Origin of the sequence: Roseburia sp. AM23-20, from assembly GCF_003470905.1 — a bacterium.
Taxonomy (GTDB): domain Bacteria; phylum Bacillota; class Clostridia; order Lachnospirales; family Lachnospiraceae; genus Roseburia; species Roseburia rectibacter.
This window is the reverse complement of the sequence record NZ_QRHS01000003.1, coordinates 147770-169480: the sequence shown is the minus strand read 5'-3', so window position 1 is coordinate 169480 and position 21711 is coordinate 147770. Positions and strand designations below refer to the sequence as shown.

The window sequence follows — 21711 nt, the reverse complement described above, 5'->3', positions numbered from 1 at the left end:
GCCGTCCGTGGCAGCACAACACTGTATTGTGAACAGGCATACAAAGACTTTCTAATTTTTTCCCAAAGTCACAAAACGGATCCCGGCTTGATGCGATTTGCCAGCCACTAAGTTGTGAACCACCCTTCGTCGGGGAATTCATTTTACAACCTTGAGGGACGTAAATTTTTAGTGTTTTGTGTCTGAATCTGATTAAAAAAAGATTTCCAAATAACTATATTTAATAGATTATTATTGGTTTGATAATACTGGAAAACCTCAATATATCCCATTATGCCTATGTTTATTGCCATACACATTTGAAAAAATATTCTGTGTTATTTGGTCTGACAATTTACGAAATAATTCATGTAATACAATGTAGTAGATGGAAATTCTGGGAAGTCATTAGGCTGAATATCAGTGATATAGCACATTAGGATTTTAAGCATATTTTCAGTTGTGCGAATATCAAAAATTCACACCCACGCCCCCAGATTTTGAGATGAACCGCCCACCCAAATGGTGTTCACAACCTGACGATTGGCATCTTGCGCAAAGCCGGAGTTAATTTTGTGACTTTGGGAGAAAATTAGAAAATCTTGGTATGCCTGTCTACACACAGTGATGTTCTGCCACGGATGGCAGAACAAGGCGGCATCGAGTCATGGATGACTCGTTGTTGCCGTTCACGTCACTCCGAGAAAATCTAATTCAGGCATACCTAGACTTTTCTTATTTTCGTACAACGGAACCAAAATTACTCCGGCTTTGCGCAAGACGCCACTCACAAGCCTACGAAACACCATTTGGATGGGCGACGCATGTCTCAACAAACCAGCATTTGTCTCAACAAAATTCAGTTGGAAGTATTTTGAGAAATAATCAGTTGCAGTACCGGAACATTTTATCTGTCAGTATTCTTGCAAAGATCAGTCCAAGTGGCAGGCATACGATGATAAGGATCGCAGAGGCAAACCAGGAAGCTGACACATCCAGTGACATAATGCCAAGATTATAGATCGCGCGGTACAGATACAATCCAGGCACCATAATGACAATGGATGGAACAGTGATCGCGATTCTTGGATAACCGACATGATTTTTTAAGAGCGATGCAAGAAGTCCGGCAGTCAGTGCACCTAAAAATGCTGCAGCAGCAGAAGGTGTTCCCAGGAGATCTACAAGTTCCAGACGGAAAGTGTTTGCAATAGCACCAATGATCGCAGCAGAAGCGGCAAGCTTTGCCGGACTGTTGAACATGACGGAAAATCCAAATACGCCACAGAAACTTGCGAGCAGACGGAATACGATTTTTTCAGCCAGACTGAGATTTAATGGAAGAAAATCTACCGGCTGTAAATGCAGTAAAAGTGCTACCATCCATGCAAACATTGTGGCGACGGCAATAATGATCAGCGCATAAGCAAGACGTTCCAAACCGGAACGCATATCCAGTTTTGCAAGGTCGATACCGCTTGTGATAAATGGAAAGCCTGGGATGATAAAAAGCATTGCACAGATATAGCCTGCTTCATGCTGAATGGAAATCTCCCACAGAAGCTCTGCGATTTTTAAAAGTCCGGCATAAACCAGACAGGCACCTGAGACGGAAGCAGCGATGCACAAAAACAGTGTAAAATGATGCTTTGTGAGTTTGCACCGGAGATAATTTCCGATGCCTGCGCCGAAGAAAGCACAGAGCATTTCAACAGGTCCGCCGCCTAACAAAAATGTAAACGCGCTGCATGCAAAAGCAGCAGCACATCCAAGTGCAAAGGGCGAATAAAGACCATGGATCTGTTCGATCTGGTCTAAATAAGCATGAATCTGCTCCCCTGACATTGTGCAGCATTCACCTGCAAAGTCATTGACGAAACGTTCTAACCTGTTTAATTTTGAAGTGTTGACACCGGTGTTTGTCAGACAGAGAGACTGTGAAAAACAATCGTTTCCGTCAAAACAGGTATATTCGATCGACATTAAACCAATGTCTGCGGTACAGGTGATGCCGAGCAGAGAGGCAAGCGTATTCATAGAACTGCGTACCCGCCATGCACCTGTACCACAGGAGAGCATCATCAGACCGGTACGCCCGATCACGGATGCTTTTTCGGTAAGACCTGCCTGGGTGATCGGCAGTTCTTTATCCTTTCCTGTGAACTGATGCCAGGGAATATCCATATGATTTTTGATGATCCGATTCTGTGTCATTTAAAACACTTCCTTCTATAATAAATAATGTTTTGGCTGATATAAAGTGTATCTGCTCTTAGCAAAAAGTCAAGTCAGTATTCGTATAAATTTATCTGTAAATGAGCCGATAACCATAATAGAAACGAGAAAAGCCCATAAATGGAATTAGAAGGCAAAAGTCAGATTTTTCACGGAAGAAAGGGGATTATTATGAGTGAGATCAGTAACAACAGTGCATTAAATTCTTATGCAGCGGACTATTCTTACCGCACAGAATACAACAGGAAAACGGATAATAACAAAAAGACCGATGGCACAAAAGAGATGGATAAGACGGCAAAGAAAAGCAGGGTAAGTGGAAGAACGATCGGAGATCCGGTTCTGAGTGATAAAGCAAAAAAATATTATGAACAGTTAAAAGCAAAATATTCCAATATGGATTTTATCCTTGTTTCACCGGAGCAGAAGGAGGAAGCCGAGAGTAAAAAGGGGATGTACCAGAGCTCGAAAGAACTTATTGTCCTGATCGATTCAGACAAGATTGAGAAGATGGCAGAGGATGAGGAGTATCGCGCAAAATATGAGGGAATTTTAAGTAATGCAATATCCCAGTTAAGCCAGATGAAAGACAGTTTAGGATCGAAAGCAGATTCTGTCAGTTCTTTTGGGATGACCTTTGATGACAACGGAAATGCATCATTTTTTGCAGTTGTCGATAAATCTCTTGCGGCACAGAAAGAGCGTATCGCTGATAAAAAGGAGGCTGCAGCAGAAGAAAAAAAGAAAGCGCAGAAAAAAACACAGGAAAAACGCGCGGAAGAGAGAAAAGCAGACAGGGCAGATAAAAATAAGAAAATGGATTCTGCCGATAAGACGAATTCGAAGGAAAAGTCATCAGATGCGGACAAAGTGACGGTTTCCGCTTCCTCCTGGGAAGAATTGCTCAAAAAGATAGATAATGTCATTTATGAGAGCAGGGTAGATTCTGTCCTGACGAAAGAAGAAAAAGCAGTCGGACAGTCTTTTGATTATTCCATATAAAAATACTGGTTTTAGTGGGAAAAAAGGACAGTTGAATCACAGCGCATTCTATGGCAGAATAAAAGAAAATACAGTAGAAAAGATGTATAGGGTGACATTGTGAAATATACAGTATTGATTGCGGATGATTCAAAACTTCAGAGAGTAATTTTAAAAGAAAATTTAAAAGATATCTATGATGTGGCAGAAGCATCATGCGGGCAGGAATGTCTTGATCTGGTAGAGAACAGCGAAGGAAAGATCGATGTCGTTCTTTTGGATATTGTGATGCCGGGAATGGATGGATTTGAGGTGCTGAGGAAAAGACAAAGATCCGAAATCTTTAAAAATATACCTGTGATCGTACTTACCATGAGTGATATGAAAGAAGATCAGGAACTCGCAGAACAGTTAGGTGCCGATGGATTTCTGTTAAAACCGGTGAATCCGAAAGATGCTCACTTTCGGATTCGTCAGGTTTTAGGGGAATAAATGAAGAGATTGCCTATATGTAAAAGAAAAAATTGAATCACGGAAACAAAACGTGTATAATGGATATAGAAATATGTTTGACAGGGGAAAAATTATGGCACAGAAAATTATTTTAACAGGTGACCGCCCGACGGGCAAATTACATGTGGGACATTATGTAGGCTCTTTAAAGCGAAGAGTTGAACTTCAGAATTCCGGAGAATATGACAAGATCTTTATTATGATCGCAGATGCACAGGCACTTACAGATAATGCAGATAATCCTGCAAAAGTGCGCAGCAATATCATGGAAGTAGCACTCGATTATCTTTCTGTAGGAATTGATCCGGCGAAGTCGAATATCTTTATCCAGTCTTATGTGACAGAGCTGACAGAGCTGACATTTTATTATATGAACCTTGTTACGGTATCGAGACTGCAGCGCAATCCGACCGTAAAATCAGAGATTCAGATGCGTAACTTTGAGACAAGCATTCCGGTTGGATTTTTCTGTTATCCGATCAGTCAGGCTGCTGATATCACTGCATTCCATGCAACGACAGTTCCGGTTGGCGAAGATCAGATGCCGATGCTTGAGCAGACAAAGGAGATCGTACACAAATTTAATGCCGTATACGGTGAGACACTGACAGATCCGCAGATCTTACTGCCGGAAAACAAGGCATGTTTAAGACTTCCGGGTATTGATGGAAAGGCAAAGATGAGTAAATCACTCGGCAACTGTATTTATCTCTCCGAGCCGGAAGCTGACGTAAAGAAAAAGATCATGTCCATGTATACTGATCCGAATCATATCCGCATTGAAGATCCGGGTAATCTTGAGGGCAATACAGTATTTACTTATCTGGATGCGTTCTGCAATGATGGACATTTTGCAGAATATCTTCCGGAATATTCCTGTTTACAGGAGTTAAAAGATCATTATACACGCGGTGGTCTTGGCGATGTCAAAGTGAAGAAGTTCTTAAATAATGTCATGCAGGAAGAGCTTTCTCCGATCCGTGCACGCAGAAAAGAATACGAAAACCGTATTGATGATGTGTATGATATCTTAAAGAAAGGCAGTGAGACTGCAAAAGCTGAGGCAGAAAAAACGCTTGCCGAAGTAAAACATGCAATGAAGATCGACTATTTTGATACACCGGAGTTTTTAGAAGAACAGAGAGAAAAATTCAAGTAAAATATAAAAAGACTGCCCTGCAGGTGGAAACACAGCGGGGCAGCTTTTTAATTCATAGGAAATTACGTCCTAAGAATCAGAAAGCTCTCCGGGCGGGATGCGCATCTCGCGGAGAAGAAGTTAGCTGTAAACAGCATCGCTCGAGCGCGAAAGAGTCGCAAGCGACTCTTTGTTCTGTAACGGGATTTTATCCACGGATAAGGTTTACGAAGTGTGGCATTTTGTGATAAAGTATAGAAGTACATTTTTTGGAAAGGAAAACAGACGTGGTAAGACGAAGAAAAAGTGGTTTAAACTTTGGAAAACGAAAGAAAAAGATCAATTTTACAGTAGTAAAAGAAGTTTTGTCATGGACAGTAGAAATAGCACTCACATTACTTATTGCATTTACCTTTGTTTATTTTATCGGACTCCGGACAAGTGTTGTAGGACAGTCAATGTCTAAGACATTAAATGGCGGAGACCAGATTTTAGTAAACCGTTTTGTTTATAAAGTGACAGATCCGAAAACAAATGATATAATCGTATTTCTGCCAAATGGAAATGGAAAATCCCATTACTATGTAAAGCGTGTCATAGGTGTTCCGGGAGATACCATACAGGTTAAAAATGGAACGGTATACGTCAACGGAAAGGCATTTGATGAGGAAACGGATGTTGCATCTATTGAAGATGCAGGACTTGCGGCGGATGAGATCACACTTGGACCGGATGAATATTTTGTTCTGGGAGATAACCGTAATAACAGTGAGGACAGCCGTTATGCAAATATTGGAAATATAAAAAAAGACTATATCATAGGAAAAGCCTGGTTTCGGATCGCGCCGTTCTCGGAACTTGGATTTCTATAAAAATAAGAATATAAGATTTTATGCAGAGAAATGGAGGAAAATATGCAATTTCAATGGTATCCAGGGCATATGACAAAAGCAAAACGTCAGATGCAGGAAGATATAAAACTGATCGATCTGGTTATTGAGCTGGTGGATGCAAGAATACCGCTCGCAAGCCGTAACCCGGATATAGATGAACTTGGAAAAAATAAGGCAAGACTGATCCTGATGAACAAATCAGATCTGTCAGATACGAGAAGAAACCGCGAGTGGTCGGATTTTTTCCGTGAAAAAGGTTATTTTGTGGTCTGCTTAGATGCAAGAAGCAAGGCAGGGATGAAGGATGTTACAAATGTTGTGATGGAAGCCTGCAGGGAGAAAATCGAGCGTGACCGGAAAAGAGGAATCAAAAACCGTCCGGTACGTGCGATGGTTGTCGGTATTCCTAATGTCGGTAAATCGACATTTATCAATTCTTATGCCGGAAAGGCGTGTGCAAAGACTGGGAATAAACCGGGTGTTACAAAGGGAAAACAATGGATCAGACTCAACAAAAACGTGGAACTGTTAGATACACCGGGGATTCTCTGGCCTAAATTCGAAGATCAGAGAGTCGGACTTTATTTAGCACTCATCGGTGCAATCAAAGATGAAATATTAAATATTGATGAGCTGTCGTTAGAGCTGATAAAAATACTGTTAAGTGATTATCCGTCCGTACTTCATGAACGTTATGGTGTGGAGGAGGATGCAGAACCACCGGTAATTTTAGGACAGATCGCAGAAAACAGAAAGTGCATCTCAAAAGGCAACGAATTAGACTACAGTAAAGCAGCTGCGCTTCTGATCGATGAATTCCGGAGTGGAAAATTAGGACAGATCACACTGGAACGTCCGAAAATGCAGGAGGACAGTGCCGGGTGAGACAGACGGATATCAGGGCAGTGTTAGAACTGATCCTGTATTTTGCACTTGTGGCAGGAATCACGTTTCTGATCATTCACTTTGTGGGACAGCGTACAGTTGTAAATGGTGTTTCCATGCAGCCGACGCTTTCCGATGGGGATAATCTTATCGTAGATAAGCTGTCCTATCGTTTTCATGATCCGGACAGGTTTGATATTATTGTTTTTCCACAGGAAGACGGCAGATATTTTATCAAGCGGATCATTGGACTTCCGGGGGAAAACGTACAGATTGATGAGGATGGATTTATTTACATCAATGGCGAAAAGCTGATGGAGTCTTACGGAAAAGAAGTGATGCGTGATCCGGGACTGGCAAAAGATGGGATAGATCTCGGGGCGGATGAATATTTTGTGCTTGGGGATAACCGGAATAACAGCATGGATAGCCGTATGGAAGAAGTCGGACTGATCGCGAAAAACAGGATCATAGGACGTGCATGGCTTCGTATTTATCCGTTTTCAGAAATCGGTTTTCTAAAACATGGTTCCTGACACAGGGATACCCGTAAAATATGTGAGCTATTGTACAAAATACAGACAGCAGAAATGGAAGTGTCAGAGATGGAAGAACGAAAAATAGGACAGATCAAAGATGAATTAAAGGCGGCAACGGAAGCAATGCTGCCTTCTTTTATTGCTTCTTATGAGCCGGATGAGAGAAGCGGCGTTAAAAAACTTGTGGAGCAGGCAAAAAAGCGCCTGCAAAAATTAGAGGAAGAGCGAAAAAGAATCTGGAATCTGCAGGAATATGAGCGAAAATACAGTGAGTATGCATATATCTGCGGAATAGATGAGGTAGGAAGAGGACCTCTTGCCGGTCCGGTCGTTGCCGGTGCGGTGATCCTGCCCAAAGACTGCGATATACTATATATCAATGATTCTAAAAAACTTACAGCGGCAAAACGTGAGGAACTTTATGATGAGATCATGGAGAAGGCGGTCGCAACAGGGATCGGTATGGTGTCGCCGCAAAGGATCGATGAGATTAATATTTTACAGGCAACTTATGAAGCAATGCGTGAAGCTATAAGTAAATTAAATCCTTCACCCGATATATTATTAAATGATGCGGTGACGATACCGGAAGTTACAATTCCGCAGGTACCGATCATAAAAGGAGATGCAAAGAGTATTTCCATCGGTGCAGCGAGTATTATCGCAAAGGTGACGAGGGACAGACTGATGGTTGAATATGACCAGATCCTTCCGGAGTATGGTTTTGCGTCAAACAAAGGATATGGTTCGGCGGAGCATATTGCGGCATTAAAGAAATACGGCGCATCCCCGATCCACCGCAGGAGTTTTATCCATAATTTTATAGAGTAAACGTTTGAAATCGGGTGTAGTGTGAAAATATATTTTTCGCACATGGGAATGAGGTTTGTTATGCAGATCAGAGATATGTTGGGGCAGTACAGTCAGAATGTCAAAAACGGAACAGAGGAACTTATGAGTGCACAGGGAACACAGAAACTTGTGTCATCCATGCAGGAACTAGAGCCGGGCAGCACGTTTGAAGGAACGGTTAACAGTGTCAAAAATGGCAAAGTTATTCTGGCACTCGGAAACGGACAGACTATAACAGCAAGACTCGATGGAAAAGTATCCATTCAGCCGGGTGAGTCTATGTTTTTTCAGGTTCGTTCCAATGATGGGACAACGATCGCACTTCGTCCTTATGTTCAGGCAGGCAATATCAATAATCCGATCCTGTTAAATGCTCTGACTGCCGCAGGAGTTCCGGCGACAGAGCGGAATATCACGATGGTGGATTCCATGATGAAAGAACAGATGTCGATCAGTAAACAGAGTATTCTTGATATGGGAAGAGTTATAGGAAGCAATCCAAATGTCAATGTAAATACAGCGGTTCTGATGACAAAGATCGGACTTCCGGTCAGTACAGAGATGGCATCACAGTTTGAAAATTATATGGCTGACCAGCATGCGATCGTAGATGAAATGGATCTTGCAATGAATCAGCTCGGACGTCTTTTAGGAGATGCGGATTTAGGAGAGCAGCAGTCCTTTGAATTATATGGGAAAGTATTAGATATTTTAAACGGAGAGGGAGAAAGTTTCACACAGGCTGCGGATGGATTACAGCAGGATCAGACAGGAGCAGCCATAAATGCCGGAGAAAACATACAGGCAGGCACAGCCATAAATGCAGACGGCAATCTACAGGCAGGCACAGCTATAAATGCAGATGGCAATCTACAGACAGGCACAGCCATAAATGCAGATGGAAATATACAAGCAGGCGCAACAGTAAATGCCGGTGGCAACATAAATACAGAGACAGCTGCAGATCAGATTCAGAATCAAACAGCAGCTGGAGAAGCGCAGATGCAGCAGACTGCAAAAGATCTGCTTTCAATGGGAACTGCAGAGTCAGGAGCAGAAAATGCATCATTAAAAAATACGCAGATGCAGACGGACACGTTAGAGCAGATCTTAGATCAGAATGGTCTGGATCATTTAAAACGTTTACTGCAGAATATCCCGACGCTGACCGGCAATACAGATCTTTTTGAGATGAATGCAGAGGAAGATGTGTTTGTGGATACAATGTCAGGAGAGGATGCGGGGAAGAAGACATTAGAATTAGCGCAGACAGTGACAGAACCGGAAGTAAATTTAAAACAGTCCATGACGGCAGAAGATTTTTTAAATACACTCCGGGATGCGTTAGGACAGAACCGGGAGTATGGATTTGCAGGAATGACCAAACTGTTCGGAAGTAAGGAATTTGCTGCGATCTTAAAGAACCGTGCCCAAAAACAGTGGCTGCTTGAACCAGAACAGTTAAAAGAAACATCTAAGGTCAGTGAACTTTATGAACGTTTAGATCACCAGATGAAACAGATGGAAAATGTAATGAAAGCTGCAGGAGTCACACAGAACTCTTTTGTACAGACGGCAGCAGACATCCGCAGCAATGTGGAATTTATGAACCAGATCAATCAGGTGTATACTTATGTACAGCTTCCACTAAAATTGTCGGGACAGAATGCATCCGGGGATCTTTATGTGTACACCAATAAAAAGAATCTGAATGATCCGGAAGCAGAACTGACCGCTTTTTTGCATTTAGATCTTGATAATTTAGGTTCCACGGATGTTTCTATCCGCATGAAGGACAAAAATGTAAAGACAAATTTTTATATTGCAGATGATGCGTCCTATGATCTGATCGAAAAGCATCTTCCGGTGTTAGAAAAGAGACTGGCACAGAAAGGGTATCATTGCAGCATTACGATGTCAAAAGAAGAAAAAAAGGTTGAATTTGTAGAAGATTTTCTGCAGAAAGATATGCCACAGATGGGGACGGTTCACAGATATTCGTTTGATGTACGTGCATAAGCAGCGCAGGAGGCAGTTAGTTATGTGGTTTGATGGAAAAAATAAAGAACAGGGGAAAAAACAGAAAACTGCAGTGGCGGTAGCATATGAGCCGGGTGATGCGGCACCGAAGATATTAGCAGCGGGAAAAGGAGAAGTTGCAGAGCGTATCATTGAAAAAGCGAAAGAAAATGATGTGCCGTTTTATCAGGATAATAAATTGGCAGAAACTCTCTCAAAACTTCAGATCGGTGATACGATACCGCCGGAACTTTATGATGTTGTGGCAGAAATTCTGGTGTTTGTAGATGATATGGATAAAATGAAAGCAAAATTAAGCAGGGCAGGATTACTGTGATCAGGTCTTGTTTTTACAGGATGGAAAATGTAAAATAAAATAGCGGAACAATGGGGGATAAACTACGGAGAAAGTAAATAAACGTGCAGTGGGGGCTGCATATGAGAAAACAGCGGGAGAATATTTACAAACAAAAGGATATGAGATCCTGCAGTATAATTTTCGCTGTCGCATGGGAGAAATCGACATCATTGCAAAAGATCAGGGATACCTTGTGTTTATTGAAGTGAAATATCGTAGAAACAGCAGGTGTGGACGTCCGGCAGAGGCAGTAACACCAAAAAAACAGCGCACGATCAGCAAGGTCGCATCCTATTATCTGCTGACACATGGCTGTGGAATGGATACGCCGTGCCGCTTTGATGTTGCAGCTGTATCTGGTGATGAGGTGGAACTCATAAAGAATGCATTTGAGTATCAGGGATATCTTTAGAATGGGAAGGATGACAGTGTGAATTTTAAAAAGAAAAATAATGACGTTGTATTAGAAGAAGTATGGTGTGAAAGTGGAGCGGGGGCAGGACTACAGCTCCTTAAATATCCTCTGCTTGAGCAGACCGGAATCGTAGAGCACTGTTTTACCACAAGATGTGGTGGTGTAAGTAAAGGAATTTATGAATCCCTGAATTTAAGTTTTACGCGCGGAGACGAGGAAGCGGCTGTACGGGAAAATTTTAAAAGACTTGCCGGTGCGATGAAAACAGATATTTCAAAGTTTGTTTTTACAGACCAGACACACACGACAAATATAAAAAGAGTGACGGCAGAAGATGCCGGAAAAGGTATTGTAAAAGAGAGAGATTATAAGGATATCGATGGTCTGATCACAGATGAGCCGGGACTTGTGCTCTCAACTTTTTATGCGGACTGTGTGCCGTTATATTTTGTGGATACGGTGCACCGGGCAATCGGAATGAGCCATTCCGGCTGGAAGGGAACTGTTGGAAGAATGGGGGCAGCCACGATCACAGCAATGAAGCGTGAATTTGGCACTGAGGCAGAAGATTTAGTCTGTGCCATCGGTCCGTCCATATGTCAGGATTGCTATGAGGTCAGTGAGGATGTTGCAGATGCTTTTAAGGAAGCATTCCCCGGTCATACGGATGAAATCCTTCTGGATAAGAAAAATGGCAAGTATCAGCTTGATCTTTGGAAGGCGAATGAGATCGTCCTGACAGAGGCAGGTGTTTTAAAGGAAAAGATCGCAGTTACAAATATCTGTACCTGCTGTAATCCGGATCTGTTATTTTCCCACCGTGCCAGCCATGGAAAAAGGGGAAATCTTGGAGGATTTATTTATCTGAAAGAAAAGAATGGAGATTAGTGTGAAAAATATATTTTTCACACGTAAGATTTGTGCTGGCGCACAAACTTAAGATGCGCTGGAGAACAGCGCAGAAATGGAGATTAAAAATGGAAAAGAAAAATTACGTTGATTATATCGTGGAAGAAACAAAAAAGATCCTTGCGATCGACAGTCCGTCAGGCTACACCAAAGAGGTGGCAGATTTTGTCTTAGACGAATACCGTGCGTTAGGATATGAGCCGGAACTTACCGTAAAAGGCGGCGTTCTTGTCGCATTAGGAGGTAAAGAGAAAGACAATGCAGTGATGTTAGAGGCACATATTGATACACTCGGTGCGATCGTAACAGAGATCAAGTCAAACGGAAGACTAAAGGTATCTCCGATCGGTGGCATGAATGCCAACAATGCGGAGGCAGAAAACTGTCGTGTGGCAAGCAGATTTGCCGGTATTTTTGAGGGAACCTGCCAGCTTTCTAACGCTTCTGTCCATGTGAACGGGGATTACAGTGATACCAAACGAAGCTGGGATGAGATGGAGATCGTGCTTGACGAGAAAACAGCGTCTAAAGAAGAAACAGAGAAATTAGGTATCATGGCAGGTGATTTTGTATGCTTTGATCCGCGCACTACGGTCACAAAGACAGGTTATATCAAGAGCCGTTTTCTGGATGACAAATTAAGCGTCGGTATTTTACTTGGATATGCAAAATATTTAAAAGAAGAAAATATCACGACAGAGCGCATGATATACCAGCATATCACAGTTTACGAGGAAGTCGGACATGGCGGTGCAGCATCTATCCCGGAGGGTGTGACAGAAGTGATCTCCGTGGATATGGGCTGTGTGGGAGATGGACTCTCCTGCAGGGAAACACAGGTATCTATCTGTGCAAAAGACAGCAGGGGACCTTACAATTATGATGTTGTTACAGGACTGATCAAAGCAGCAAAAGACAACGATATTGATTTTGCGGTGGATGTTTACCCATACTATGGCTCAGATGCAGATGTGGCACTGACAGCAGGCTATGATGTGCGCCACGGTCTGATCGGTGCGGGTGTATACGCATCCCACGGATATGAGAGAAGCCATAAGGATGGTGTGAAAAACACATTTGAGTTACTGCGTGTATATCTGGGCTAGTCAGGCGCAGATGACAAAAGGTTGTATTTTTTTAGGATAACAGGCTGCAGGCTTCATAAAATCTTCATAATATCTTCATAATATCATAGGATTATCTTTATTGTATCAGCAGATGCCCCGTGTTATAGTGACCGTATGATAGAAAATAGTACGGTTAGTACGGACAGGGGGTATCTGATTGATACAGTTAAATTATCGTGATTCCAAACCGATCTATGAACAGATCAAGGATGGACTCAGAAAACTTGTAATATCAAATTCTCTTTCTGCAGATGAAAAACTGCCATCAGTCCGGGAACTTGCGGCAAAGCTTGCCATTAACCCGAACACGATACAGAAAGCCTATCGGGATCTGGAAAGTGAAGGTTATATCTATACGGTCACTGGAAAAGGAACTTTTGTTGCAGAGCGAAAAGAAGTATATGATGCGAGAGCGAAAGAGTTATTGACGGAATTTGATGAGATTGTGGAAGAATTATTCTTTTTGTCTGTAAAGGAAAAGGAATTGGTCGAACGTATGGATAATCTGGCAGAAGGGAAGGTGGACCAATGATACAGGTAAGTCATTTGGAAAAGTCCTTTGAGGGATTTCGTGCATTGAAAGGTGTGGATATGCATGTGGAAAAAGGTGCGATATACGGACTGGTCGGACCAAACGGAGCGGGTAAATCAACATTGATCCGCCATATTACAGGGGTATATAAACCGGATGCGGGTGAAGTTTTAATTGCAGGAGAACCTGTATATGAAAATAAAAAAGTAAAAGCAAAATTTTCCTATATTCCGGATGAAATATTTTATTTTATGCAGGCAGACACGATGGAAATGAAACGTTTTTATCAGGGAATTTATCCTGCATTTGATGAAAAACTTTTTTACCGTATGCAGGAGTTTTTCCCGAATATCGACGTAAAAAGAAGTATCAGACGACTGTCGAAAGGAATGCAGAAACAGGTTGCTTTCTGGCTTGCAATCTGTGCAAAACCGGAGTTTATGATCTTAGATGAACCTGTGGACGGACTTGATCCGGTCATGCGCAGACAGATCTGGAGCATTATCATGTCAGAAGTTGCAGAAAATCAGATGACAGTACTGGTATCATCCCACAATTTAAGAGAGCTGGAGGATGTCTGTGACCATGTTGGTATCATGCATCAGGGAAAAATCATGATCGAACGTTCCTTAAGTGATCTGCAGGGAAATGTGTCAAAGATCCAGGTCGCATGTCAGAGCGGTGTGCCGAAACTACCGGAAGAATTTGAAGTCCTTCATATGTCTAATACAGGACGTGTATATACATTGATCGTAAAGGGAAATCCGGAAGATGCCAAAAGAGCACTGGCCGAAACAAATCCGCTGATCGTGGATGTGCTTCCACTGACATTGGAAGAAATCTTTATTTACGAGATGGGAGGTGCTGATTATGAAGTCAAAGACATCCTCTTTTAATATGACGATATTTCGAAAGAATCTTACACATTACTGGCCGATCTGGGTGGTATATCTTTGCTATCTGATCATGGTGGTGCCGGTCAGCATCGGATTGATTTATGCGAATGTTGAAAATAATTATATTGGAAATATGCCGTTTGAACATAAACAGTACTATGTTGTTGGTTCCATGCTGTCAGATGCGGGATCGGTGATACCTGTTTTTGTTGCGGCAGCGGTGGCTGCACTTGCAGTATTTTCCTATTTATATAATCCACGCAATGCAAATATGATACATTCATTGCCGGTGGACAGACGGGAACTTTATATCACAAATTATGTGTCAGGATTTGTGTTTCTGTTTGTCCCGGAGCTGATCGCTTTTATTGCAGGCGTGTTAGTATGTCTGGCGAATCAGATTAACTGTATACAGTATGTATTTTATTGGTTTATAGATATCGCAGGAGTATCATTTTTTGCATATTCGCTTGCAGTATTTGTTGCCATGCTCACCGGAAATATTTTTGCCATGCCATTTTATTACCTTGCGGTCAATTATCTGTGGATCGGCGGTACAAAGATGATACAGAATATTTCAAGTCTGATCTGTTATGGGGTATCAGATACATGGTCATATAATCCGTCGAGTATTTTATCTCCGCTTGACTATCTGTTCCGTAATCTGTCGATGGGCATAGAGTATGATAAAGATTATGTACAGGCAGTCGGTGTTACGATCAGTGGTGGGAAAATTGTAGCGGCTTATGCGGTGGCTGCAGTTGTGATTACGGTTCTTGCATATGTTTTATATAAAAGACATAAGGTTGAGACGGCGGGAGATGTGGTCAGCATTTCCATTCTAAAACCGGTATTCCGCTGGTTGTCCGGTATATGTGGCGGCGGACTGATCGCACTTGCAGTATCGGCATTGTTATTAGAGTATATCAAAATGAATGAGTTTATCTGTCTTTTCATTCTTATGCTTGTTTTTGGCAGTATCTGTTTTCTGGCAGCGGAAATGGTTCTGCAGAAAAGTTTTCGGGTATTGTGCAAAAAAAGAATTATGGAATGGATTGGTTTTGCAGCAGCAGTCCTGATCCTGTTAGGATGTTTCCGTATCGATGTATTTGGCATTGAGCGCCGTATTCCGGATGCATCTGAGATTGAGGCGGCATTTGTGAATATGGATTATCCGATCTACATTTCAAAAGAACAGATACCTGAGATATTGAAGTTACAACAACAGTGCGTTGACAGTAAGGATGAATATTTATCTGTATATAAAAAAGAAAAAAATTATTATTATACAACATTCCGTTATTATATGAAGGATGGCTCTATGTTTGAGCGGAGATATCCGGTTTCTGTTACCGATACGGCATTAAAAGATAAAAAATCCGTTGCATATAAGCTGGCTGCTTTAGAGGCAGATCAGGATAATCTGATGAAACAGGTTCTGGGCGATGGATATAAGGAAAATGATTATTATTCCGGTTATCTGACTGTTTATAATGGCAGGGGTGAGTCTGATGTATATACGTTTTCAAGGGACGAGAGCAACATTCTCAAAGAAGCCATTGAACAGGATGTAAAAGAGGGCAATTTTGATGCTTATCAGCTTCCTGCGGTTTATAAAGATGAACAGGAAAGCATCTATACCAATTCGCTTTCACTTTCCTATTATGGAAAAGGGAATGGTTACCAGACATGGGATTATTATTATAATTATATGGATTACAGGAATATGAGAAATAATAATGTTATGGTTGGTGATGCATCCGGCAGCTGTTATATTCAGGTTGGCCCAAAGTGTGTGAATACGATAAGAGTGTTAAAAAAGATGGGTGTGATAAATGATACCTGGCATCTGTACAATTATAATGAGCTTGAGGAGATTCAGAAAAATACAGGTGTGGCAGAATAAGTGAATGGGTCATGCTAAAAAGTCCGATGAGGAAAATATCTTTACAAGAACCACAGGATATTGTAAAATCAAAATAATGTTCAGAGCATTGTTTTAACCGCTCATGAGTGTATGAGATTTGAAGATAAAAGGAGTACAGAAAATTATGAGTAAACCTGTAGTGGCAATCGTAGGTCGCCCGAATGTTGGAAAATCAACGTTGTTTAACGTGCTTGCAGGCGAGCGGATTTCCATCGTAAAAGATACGCCGGGCGTGACCAGAGACAGGATTTATGCAGATGTGACCTGGCTGGATTATCATTTTACCATGATCGATACCGGTGGTATTGAGCCGGACAGTAAAGATATTATTTTATCCCAGATGCGTGAGCAGGCAGAGATCGCGATCGCAACTGCGGATGTGATCATCTTCCTGACGGATGTAAGACAGGGGCTTCAGGATTCAGATGCCAAGGTGGCAGATATGCTGCGCCGTTCGGGAAAGCCGGTCGTTTTAGTTGTCAATAAAGTGGACAGCTTTGAAAAATTCATGCCGGATGTGTATGAGTTTTATAATCTGGGTATCGGGGATCCATATCCAATCTCAGCATCCTCCATGTTAGGTCTTGGAGATATGCTTGATGAGGTGGTTAAAAATTTCCCGGAATATAATAAGGACGAGGCTGAGGATGAGAGACCGAAAGTTGCAATCATCGGAAAACCGAATGTAGGAAAGTCATCCCTGATCAATAAACTTGCACAGGAGGATCGTGTGATCGTATCCGATATCGCAGGAACGACACGTGATGCGATCGATACGGATATCCGTTACAATGGAAAAGAATATGTGTTTATTGACACGGCAGGACTCAGACGCAAGAATAAGATTAAAGAAGAAATAGAGCGATACAGTATCATCCGTGCAGTGACTGCAGTGGAACGTGCTGATGTATGCATCATTGTGATCGATGCGACTGAGGGTGTGACAGAGCAGGATGCAAAGATCGCAGGTATTGCCCATGAAAGAGGAAAAGGAATTATCATTGCAGTCAATAAATGGGATGCCATTGAAAAAGACGATAAGACGATCTACCGCCACACAGAGAAGATCCGTCAGATCTTAAGTTTTATGCCATATGCGGAGATCTTATTTATCTCTGCAAAATCAGGACAGCGTTTAAATAAACTGTTTGATATGATCGATCTTGTCATCGAGAATAACAGCATGCGTGTGGCAACCGGTGTATTAAATGAAATTGTTGCAGAGGCAGTGGCAATGCAGCAGCCGCCTTCAGACAAGGGAAAACGTTTAAAGATCTACTATACCACACAGGTTGCAGTAAAACCGCCTACGTTTGTTATTTTTGTCAATGACAAAGAACTGATGCATTTTTCCTATACACGTTATTTAGAAAACCGTATCCGTGATACGTTTGGATTCCGTGGAACAGCGTTAAAATTTATCATTCGTGAGAGGAAGGAAGAACAGTAATGCTTGGGGCAAGAATCATAGCAGTGGCAGTGGGGTATTGTTTTGGATTATTCCAGACAGGATATATTTATGGAGAAAAGCATGGCGTTGATATTCGGACACAGGGAAGCGGCAATGCTGGAACGACGAATACGCTTCGTGTGTTAGGCTGGAAAGCGGGTCTTATCACGTTTCTGGGAGATCTGTTCAAAGCTATTTTTGCTGTGCTCTTGATCCGGTTCATTTTTATTGGAAAATATCCGGATGCGGTCAAAATATTAGAACTTTATGCAGGATTTGGAGCAGTTTTAGGACATAACTTTCCGTTTTATCTGAAGTTTAAGGGCGGAAAGGGAATCGCGTGCACATCCGGTATGATACTTGCCGTATGCCCGCTTGCAGCACCAATCTGTCTGATCCTTTTTATCGGATCGATCGCAATTACAAGATATGTATCGTTAGGTTCGATTCTTGTGGTTACAAGTTATCTGATCCAGGTGCTTATTTTTGGACATATGGGATATCTGCATGTGGATGCTGTATATCTGCCGGAGTTTTACATAGTCAGCGCATGTTTTACAGCGATGGCATTATGGAGACACAAAGCCAATATTAAGCGTCTGCTTACTGGAACAGAAAACAAATTTGGAATGAAAAAAAATTAGGAGGAATCGGCATGTCAAAGACAGCGGTTATTGGTGCAGGAAGCTGGGGTACAGCACTTTCTCTGGTATTACATACAAATGGCAATGATGTGACAGTCTGGTCAATCGTGGAGCAGGAGATACAGATGCTCCGTGAAAAACATGAGCATGTGGATAAACTTCCGGGAGTAAAATTGCCGGAAGATATTACGTTTACAACAGATTTAAAAGAAGCGATCGAAGGAAAAGATTATCTGATCCTTGCAGTGCCTTCTGTTTTTACAAGAAGCACAGCGAAATCTATGACTCCTTTCGTGAAAAAGGGACAGGTGATCGTCTGTGTGGCAAAAGGGATTGAGGAAGACACGCTTATGACACTTTCTGATATTGTAGAGCAGGAGATTCCTGCCGCAGATGTAGCAGTAATGTGTGGACCAAGCCATGCTGAGGAGGTCGGAATCGGACTTCCTACCACGGTGGTTGCCGGTGCAAGAAAAAAATCTGTGGCTGAGGGTGTGCAGGATATCTTTATGAACGAAGTATTCCGTGTATACACAAGCCCGGATGTCCTTGGAATGGAGCTTGGCGGATCTTTGAAAAATGTGATCGCGCTTGCAGCAGGAATGGCAGATGGACTTGGATATGGAGACAATACCAAGGCAGCTTTGATCACACGCGGTATTTTTGAAATCAGCAGACTTGCAATTAAGATGGGGGCAAATGCTGAGACGTTAAACGGACTTACCGGCATCGGTGATCTGATTGTAACCTGTGAGAGTAAACATTCAAGAAACCGTAAAGCCGGTATGCTGATGGGACAGGGTTACACGATGAAGCAGGCGATGGATGAAGTAAAGATGGTTGTTGAGGGTGTTTACTCTGCGAAAGCAGCCATTGCGCTTGCAAGAAAATACGAAGTAGATATGCCGATCATTGAGGAGATCAATCATGTTCTGTTTGACGATAAAACGGCAAAAGATGCAGTGCGCGAGCTGATGCTGCGTGACCGCAGGGAAGAACACAGCAGTTTAGAGTGGGCAGAATAGACAGGAGTAAAAATGGAACAGCAGACAATCAGGATTAAATATCATTCAGATGAGATAGAAAAACTTACTTATATTGACGGAAAAAGTGACTGGATCGATCTTCGGTCAGCAGAGCATGTTGTATTAAAAAAAGGCGAATTTAAGCTGATAAAACTTGGAGTATCCATGCAGCTTCCGGCAGGATATGAGGCGGTCATCGTACCGAGAAGTTCTACCTATAAGAATTTTGGAATCATTCAGACGAACCATATGGGTGTCGTGGATGAAAGTTATTGCGGAGATGATGATGTGTGGATGATGCCGGCACTTGCAATGCGTGATACAGAGATCAATGTCAATGACCGCATCTGCCAGTTCCGTATCCAGAAACACCAGCCGGTTATTCATTTTGAAGAGACGGATACATTAGGCAATGAAAATCGTGGTGGTATCGGCAGTACCGGAAGAGCGTAAAAGATGATATATATATTTTGTGCCTTGTACCATGAGGCAGAACCATTGATTCGTGAATATGGACTGAAAAAAAAGACAGATGAAACTTGTTTCCCTGTCTTTTTTGATGAGGAAGAAAATATTCTGCTCACAGTAACAGGATGTGGAATGAATGCGGCAGCGGCTGCGGTGATGCGAATCTGCACAAAGAGAACTCCACAACCGGAGGATTTTCTGGTAAATATCGGAACCTGTGCGTGGATATCCTGTGGAGAACATGGAGTATATGTACCCGATGATAGTGGATATCAATCTAAAAAAAAGATATATCTGTGTAAAAAGATTACAGAACATGTGACGGGACGAACGTTTTATCCGGATATTTTGTACAGACATCCTTTTACAGAAGCAGAGATTATAACAGGAGCAGTGGCTTACTGCGTCAAAGACAGGATGAAATTCATAAAAAAATATGAAACATCTGCAAAAAACAGCGTATCAGACAGTTTTTTGTATGATATGGAAGCATCAGCCGTGTATCAGTCCGGGGCATATTTTTTTGGACCGCATCAGATGTCATTCCTGAAAATTGTGACAGATGATGGAAATGTACAGAATATGTCAGCAGAAGTGCTAAGACAAAGTGTTGAAGGTGTAGTTGCAAAAATCAGTCATTATCTGGATGAACTGGTAAAGATTGGCGAAATGAAAAGATCACAGTATGAAAAAAAAGCCAGCGAGGTATCAGAATTTGCGCAGCGGTTAAGCACCGATATGCACTGCTCGGCAGTGATGCGTGCTTCGGTGGAACAGCAGTTAAAATATGCTTCACTTGCGGGGATTGACTATCAGGGGGTTATCAGCGAAATGTATCAGAGCGGGAAATTGCCCTGCAGGGATAAAAGAGAGGGGAAACGCTGTTTTGAAGAACTTGGACGAAAATTATTATAATCCGTTTTTTTCTCATATTTATGTGGAAGAAGAAATAGCAGATCATCCGCGGGTAAAGAAGATCCTCACAAGGTTTGAAAATGCAGAAGTTGTATATATCAGACATTATAAAGATATATTCTGCAGACGCAGACAGGATTATGAGGAACAGCACCATGCGCAGAACCTGATCCTGGCGAAAAAGACAGGCAGTCTGATCTATCAGGGCGCCCCGGTGTGCCAGAATTTTGGGAATACCTGGTTTTATTATACTTCCTGCATGATGAACTGTATTTACGATTGTGAATACTGCTACTTAAAAGGAATGTACCCTTCGGCTAATATTGTAATTTTTGTTAATATAGAAGATATTTTTAAAGAACTACATCAGATGCTGTCAGAGCATCCGGTATATCTGTGTGTGTCCTATGATACGGATCTTTTAGCGTTCGATTCCGTGACCGGTTACGTCAGGGAATGGGAACATTTTGTACTGGAAGAAAACAAAAGATCACCGAATCCGCTTAAAATTGAAATCCGCACGAAATCAGCGAATGAAAAATCTTTTGAAAGCCTTATTCCGGATGAAAATATTATTTATGCGTTTACATTGTCACCACAGCGTGTTACAGAACAGTATGAGCATAATACGCCATCGTTAAAACAGCGTATTTCCTGTGTAACAGGGGCGGTTCAGAAAGGCTTTCCGGTGCGTCTTTGTTTTGATCCGATGATATACTGTCCAGACTGGCAGCAGGAGTATGATGAAATGATAAAACTTGTTGCAAAAGAAGTACCGATGGATCAGATCTTTGATGTCAGTGTCGGTTCTTTCCGTGTATCACAGGATTATTTGAAAAAAATGAGAAAAAGCGAACCTTATTCTGCGGTGGTACAGTTTCCATTTCAGAATGATGGCGGTGTGTATCATTATGGAAAAGAGCTGACAGAACAGATGGAACACTATCTGACCGGTAAACTTCTGCAATATGTGCCGGAAGATAAGATTTTCCGGTGGGAGTCGTGAGAAAG

Annotated in this window: 21 protein-coding genes and 1 pseudogene; 21 read left to right on the top strand and 1 reads right to left on the bottom strand. The window is 42.0% G+C overall.

Going from position 1 to position 21711, the window contains the following annotated elements:
• Nucleotides 1-864: 864 nt before the first annotated feature.
• Nucleotides 865-2193: a threonine/serine ThrE exporter family protein gene (locus tag DW650_RS04880; protein WP_118209217.1), complete on the bottom strand. Its 1329-nt coding sequence runs from the start codon at nucleotides 2191-2193 to the stop codon at nucleotides 865-867.
• Nucleotides 2194-2385: 192 nt separating this feature from the next.
• On the opposite strand from DW650_RS04880, the gene DW650_RS04875 reads away from it, so the two are divergent.
• The 21 genes and pseudogenes from DW650_RS04875 (at nucleotide 2386) to DW650_RS04770 (ending at nucleotide 21706) form a co-directional block, all read left to right on the top strand.
• A complete protein-coding gene (locus DW650_RS04875; RefSeq protein WP_118209226.1) occupies nucleotides 2386-3216 on the top strand; it encodes a DUF6033 family protein in 831 nt (276 codons plus the stop codon).
• A gap of 99 nt (nucleotides 3217-3315) precedes the next feature.
• Complete coding sequence (locus DW650_RS04870) at nucleotides 3316-3687, top strand: response regulator (RefSeq protein ID WP_158576206.1); 372 nt, start codon at nucleotides 3316-3318, stop codon at nucleotides 3685-3687.
• Nucleotides 3688-3781: 94 nt separating this feature from the next.
• Nucleotides 3782-4867, top strand: coding sequence for a tryptophan--tRNA ligase (trpS, locus tag DW650_RS04865; RefSeq protein ID WP_118209215.1), 1086 nt, complete (start codon nucleotides 3782-3784; stop codon nucleotides 4865-4867).
• Between the two features lie 266 nt (nucleotides 4868-5133).
• Entirely contained in the window at nucleotides 5134-5718 is a 585-nt protein-coding gene (gene lepB, locus DW650_RS04855) for a signal peptidase I (RefSeq protein ID WP_118209214.1), read from the top strand.
• A gap of 42 nt (nucleotides 5719-5760) precedes the next feature.
• Nucleotides 5761-6624 (top strand): ribosome biogenesis GTPase YlqF, encoded by an 864-nt coding sequence (ylqF, locus tag DW650_RS04850; protein WP_117919523.1) that lies wholly within the window; start codon nucleotides 5761-5763, stop codon nucleotides 6622-6624.
• Nucleotides 6621-7160 (top strand): signal peptidase I, encoded by a 540-nt coding sequence (lepB, locus tag DW650_RS04845; protein WP_118209213.1) that lies wholly within the window; start codon nucleotides 6621-6623, stop codon nucleotides 7158-7160. The genes ylqF and lepB (DW650_RS04845) overlap by 4 nt, the downstream gene beginning before the upstream one ends.
• Nucleotides 7161-7229: 69 nt before the next feature.
• On the top strand, nucleotides 7230-7994 hold the full coding sequence (locus DW650_RS04840) for a ribonuclease HII (RefSeq protein WP_117919695.1): 765 nt from the start codon (nucleotides 7230-7232) through the stop codon (nucleotides 7992-7994).
• A gap of 60 nt (nucleotides 7995-8054) precedes the next feature.
• Entirely contained in the window at nucleotides 8055-10034 is a 1980-nt protein-coding gene (gene fliK / locus DW650_RS04835) for a flagellar hook-length control protein FliK (protein ID WP_118209212.1), read from the top strand.
• 22 nt (nucleotides 10035-10056) lie between these two features.
• Nucleotides 10057-10371, top strand: coding sequence for an EscU/YscU/HrcU family type III secretion system export apparatus switch protein (locus DW650_RS04830; protein ID WP_117919529.1), 315 nt, complete (start codon nucleotides 10057-10059; stop codon nucleotides 10369-10371).
• Between the two features lie 76 nt (nucleotides 10372-10447).
• Nucleotides 10448-10804, top strand: a pseudogene (locus DW650_RS04825) (YraN family protein); the annotation flags it as partial.
• Between the two features lie 18 nt (nucleotides 10805-10822).
• Nucleotides 10823-11695, top strand: coding sequence for a peptidoglycan editing factor PgeF (gene pgeF, locus DW650_RS04820; RefSeq protein ID WP_118209211.1), 873 nt, complete (start codon nucleotides 10823-10825; stop codon nucleotides 11693-11695).
• Between the two features lie 89 nt (nucleotides 11696-11784).
• Complete coding sequence (locus DW650_RS04815) at nucleotides 11785-12822, top strand: M42 family metallopeptidase (protein WP_118209210.1); 1038 nt, start codon at nucleotides 11785-11787, stop codon at nucleotides 12820-12822.
• 178 nt (nucleotides 12823-13000) lie between these two features.
• Nucleotides 13001-13375 carry a GntR family transcriptional regulator gene (locus tag DW650_RS04810; RefSeq protein WP_006859078.1) on the top strand — a complete coding sequence of 125 codons (375 nt, stop codon included), beginning with the start codon at nucleotides 13001-13003 and terminating at the stop codon, nucleotides 13373-13375.
• Entirely contained in the window at nucleotides 13372-14271 is a 900-nt protein-coding gene (locus tag DW650_RS04805) for an ABC transporter ATP-binding protein (protein ID WP_117919537.1), read from the top strand. The genes DW650_RS04810 and DW650_RS04805 overlap by 4 nt, the downstream gene beginning before the upstream one ends.
• Nucleotides 14246-16177, top strand: coding sequence for an ABC transporter permease (locus DW650_RS04800; RefSeq protein ID WP_118209209.1), 1932 nt, complete (start codon nucleotides 14246-14248; stop codon nucleotides 16175-16177). Before DW650_RS04805 ends, DW650_RS04800 begins: the two co-directional genes overlap by 26 nt.
• 145 nt (nucleotides 16178-16322) lie before the next feature.
• Nucleotides 16323-17648, top strand: a complete 1326-nt coding sequence (gene der, locus DW650_RS04795; protein ID WP_117919540.1) for a ribosome biogenesis GTPase Der — start codon at nucleotides 16323-16325, stop codon at nucleotides 17646-17648.
• Entirely contained in the window at nucleotides 17648-18292 is a 645-nt protein-coding gene (gene plsY, locus DW650_RS04790) for a glycerol-3-phosphate 1-O-acyltransferase PlsY (protein ID WP_117919542.1), read from the top strand. The genes der and plsY overlap by 1 nt, the downstream gene beginning before the upstream one ends.
• An 11-nt stretch (nucleotides 18293-18303) precedes the next feature.
• Entirely contained in the window at nucleotides 18304-19317 is a 1014-nt protein-coding gene (locus DW650_RS04785) for an NAD(P)H-dependent glycerol-3-phosphate dehydrogenase (RefSeq protein WP_117919544.1), read from the top strand.
• 12 nt (nucleotides 19318-19329) lie between these two features.
• Complete coding sequence (locus DW650_RS04780) at nucleotides 19330-19770, top strand: dUTP diphosphatase (protein ID WP_117919546.1); 441 nt, start codon at nucleotides 19330-19332, stop codon at nucleotides 19768-19770.
• A 3-nt stretch (nucleotides 19771-19773) separates the two neighbouring features.
• Nucleotides 19774-20700, top strand: a complete 927-nt coding sequence (locus tag DW650_RS04775) for a hypothetical protein (protein ID WP_117919548.1) — start codon at nucleotides 19774-19776, stop codon at nucleotides 20698-20700.
• The gene (locus tag DW650_RS04770) at nucleotides 20672-21706 is read left to right on the top strand and encodes an SPL family radical SAM protein (RefSeq protein WP_186899092.1); all 1035 of its coding nucleotides are present in this window, start codon (nucleotides 20672-20674) and stop codon (nucleotides 21704-21706) included. Before DW650_RS04775 ends, DW650_RS04770 begins: the two co-directional genes overlap by 29 nt.
• The last annotated feature ends 5 nt before the right edge of the window (nucleotides 21707-21711 follow it).

Coding starts and splice junctions, on each gene's coding strand:
- DW650_RS04780 (WP_117919546.1), top strand. CDS start 19,330: ATGGAACAGCAGACAATCAGGATTAAATATCATTCAGATGAGATAGAA.
- ylqF (WP_117919523.1), top strand. CDS start 5,761: ATGCAATTTCAATGGTATCCAGGGCATATGACAAAAGCAAAACGTCAG.
- DW650_RS04840 (WP_117919695.1), top strand. CDS start 7,230: ATGGAAGAACGAAAAATAGGACAGATCAAAGATGAATTAAAGGCGGCA.
- fliK (WP_118209212.1), top strand. CDS start 8,055: ATGCAGATCAGAGATATGTTGGGGCAGTACAGTCAGAATGTCAAAAAC.
- DW650_RS04880 (WP_118209217.1), bottom strand. CDS start 2,193: ATGACACAGAATCGGATCATCAAAAATCATATGGATATTCCCTGGCAT.
- DW650_RS04805 (WP_117919537.1), top strand. CDS start 13,372: ATGATACAGGTAAGTCATTTGGAAAAGTCCTTTGAGGGATTTCGTGCA.
- DW650_RS04785 (WP_117919544.1), top strand. CDS start 18,304: ATGTCAAAGACAGCGGTTATTGGTGCAGGAAGCTGGGGTACAGCACTT.
- DW650_RS04800 (WP_118209209.1), top strand. CDS start 14,246: ATGAAGTCAAAGACATCCTCTTTTAATATGACGATATTTCGAAAGAAT.
- plsY (WP_117919542.1), top strand. CDS start 17,648: ATGCTTGGGGCAAGAATCATAGCAGTGGCAGTGGGGTATTGTTTTGGA.
- DW650_RS04875 (WP_118209226.1), top strand. CDS start 2,386: ATGAGTGAGATCAGTAACAACAGTGCATTAAATTCTTATGCAGCGGAC.
- DW650_RS04815 (WP_118209210.1), top strand. CDS start 11,785: ATGGAAAAGAAAAATTACGTTGATTATATCGTGGAAGAAACAAAAAAG.
- DW650_RS04830 (WP_117919529.1), top strand. CDS start 10,057: ATGTGGTTTGATGGAAAAAATAAAGAACAGGGGAAAAAACAGAAAACT.
- der (WP_117919540.1), top strand. CDS start 16,323: ATGAGTAAACCTGTAGTGGCAATCGTAGGTCGCCCGAATGTTGGAAAA.
- DW650_RS04775 (WP_117919548.1), top strand. CDS start 19,774: ATGATATATATATTTTGTGCCTTGTACCATGAGGCAGAACCATTGATT.
- trpS (WP_118209215.1), top strand. CDS start 3,782: ATGGCACAGAAAATTATTTTAACAGGTGACCGCCCGACGGGCAAATTA.